Source organism: Streptomyces niveiscabiei (assembly GCF_001419795.1).
Lineage (GTDB): Bacteria > Actinomycetota > Actinomycetes > Streptomycetales > Streptomycetaceae > Streptomyces > Streptomyces niveiscabiei.
In genome coordinates this window covers 1-2,217 of record NZ_LIRL01001262.1, presented here as the reverse complement: position 1 = coordinate 2,217, position 2,217 = coordinate 1, and the positions used below count along the sequence as shown (strand labels likewise).

Sequence of the window (2,217 nt, the reverse complement as noted above, 5' to 3'; positions counted from 1 at the left end):
CGCAACCCCTTCAGGCCGACGCAACCCCTTCAGGCCGACGCAACCCCTTTCACGCCGGGCGCAGCCAGATCGTCGCCAGCGGGGGCAAGGTCACGGTGAGCGACGCCTCGCGGCCGTGCCACGGTGTCGACTCCGGCTTCAGCGTGTCCGGGTGCGTGACCCCGCTGCCCCCGTACAACACCGCGTCCGTGTTCAGGAGTTCGTGCCAGGCCGGGACCTCGCCGGGGACGCCGACGCGGTAGTCGTGGCGGACCGTGGGGGAGAGGTGGGTGATCGCCAGGAGCGGCGTGCCGTCCGCCGACCTGCGCAGGAACGCGAACACGTTGTCGTCCGCCGCGTCGCCGGCCAGCCACTCGAAGCCGTCCGGCGTCGTGTCGCGCTGCCAGAGCGAAGGGTGCGCGCGGTACGCCGAGTTGAGGTCGCGGACCAGGTCGCGGACGCCCCGGTGGTCGGCCTCCGCGCCGTACGCCGGGTCCAGCAGCCACCAGTCCGGGCCGTGCGCCTCCGACCACTCCGCGCCCTGCGCGAACTCCTGGCCCATGAAGAGGAGTTGCTTGCCGGGGTGGGACCACATGAAGGCGAGGTAGGCGCGCAGGTTCGCCCGCTGCTGCCACCAGTCGCCCGGCATCTTCGACACCAACGACCGCTTGCCGTGCACGACTTCGTCGTGGGAGATCGGCAACACGTAGTTCTCGCTGTACGCGTACACCATCGAGAACGTCATCTCGCCGTGGTGGTAGGAGCGGTGGACCGGGTCGTGCGCCATGTAGCCCAGCGAGTCGTGCATCCAGCCCATGTTCCACTTCAGGCCGAAACCGAGACCCCCCGAGTCCGTCGCGCGCGTCACGCCGTCCCAGGCCGTGGACTCCTCGGCGACCGTCACGACACCCGGGCAGCGGCGGTACACCGTCGCGTTCATCTCCTGGAGGAACGCCACCGCGTCCAGGTTCTCCCGGCCGCCGTACGCGTTCGGCGACCACTGGCCGGGCTCGCGCGAGTAGTCCAGGTACAGCATCGAGGCGACCGCGTCCACGCGCAGCCCGTCGATGTGGAACTCCTCGCACCAGTAGACGGCGTTCGCCACCAGGAAGTTGCGGACCTCGCGGCGCCCGTAGTCGAACTCCAGCGTGCCCCAGTCGGGATGCGCGGCGCGCTGCGGGTCCTCGTGCTCGTACAGGGGACGCCCGTCGAACTCGGCCAACGCCCAGGCGTCGCGCGGGAAATGGGCCGGGACCCAGTCCATCAGGACGCCGATCCCGGCGCGGTGCAGGGCGTCCACCAGGTACCGGAAGTCGTCCGGGGTGCCCAGGCGGGCGGTGGGCGCGTAGAAGCCGGTGACCTGGTAGCCCCAGGAGCCGCCGAAGGGGTGCTCGGCGACGGGGAGGAACTCGACGTGGGTGAAGCCCAAGTCGTTGACATAAGAGGGGAGTTGGTCGGCGAGTTGACGGTACGTCAGGCCCGGGCGCCAGGACGGGAGGTGGACCTCGTACACCGAGAACGGGGCCTCGTGGACCGGGACTTCGGCGCGCTGCGCCATCCACTCCGCGTCGCCCCACGCGTAGTGCGACGCCGTAATGATCGACGCCGTCTCCGGCGGGGTCTGCGTACGGCGGGCCATCGGGTCGGCGCGCAGGGTCTTCGAGCCGTCGGGGCGGGTGATCTCGAACTTGTACAGCTCGCCCTCGCCGATGCCGGGGACGAACAGCTCCCACACGCCGGTCGAGCCCAGGGAGCGCATCGGGAAGCCGGTGCCGTCCCAGAAGTTGAAGGTCCCGGCGATGCGGACGCCGCGCGCGTTCGGGGCCCACACCGCGAACCGGGTGCCGGACACGCCGTCGTGCGTCGTGGGGTGTGCGCCGAGCGCCGTCCACAGCTGCTCGTGGCGGCCCTCGCCGATCAGGTGCAGGTCGAGGTCGCCGAGGGTGGGCAGGAAGCGGTACGCGTCGTGGGTGTCGTGCGTGGCGCCCTCGTACTCGACCACCAGACGGTACGCGGTCGTCGCGGGCGGGGGTGTCGCGCCGGGCAGCAGCACCGAGAAGAAGCCGCTGCCGTCGTCCTTCAGGGGGTGGCGCAGGCCGTCCGCCGTCACGGCGGTGACCGCGCGGGCGTACGGGCGGAAGGCGCGCAGCGCGGTCTCACCGGTCGGGGTGGGGTGCGGGCCCAGGACCGAGTGGGGGTCGTGGTGGGTGCCGGTGAGGAGACGGTCCTGGTCGGGGC

1 protein-coding gene is annotated in these 2,217 nt (G+C 71.5%); it reads right to left on the bottom strand.

Features of this window, described 5'->3' with window-relative positions; genetic code table 11:
• Window positions 1–49 precede the first annotated feature (49 nt).
• A partial coding sequence (gene glgB, locus AOK24_RS42875) for a 1,4-alpha-glucan branching enzyme (RefSeq protein ID WP_055725261.1) occupies window positions 50–2,217 on the bottom strand: 2,168 nt, incomplete at its 5' end.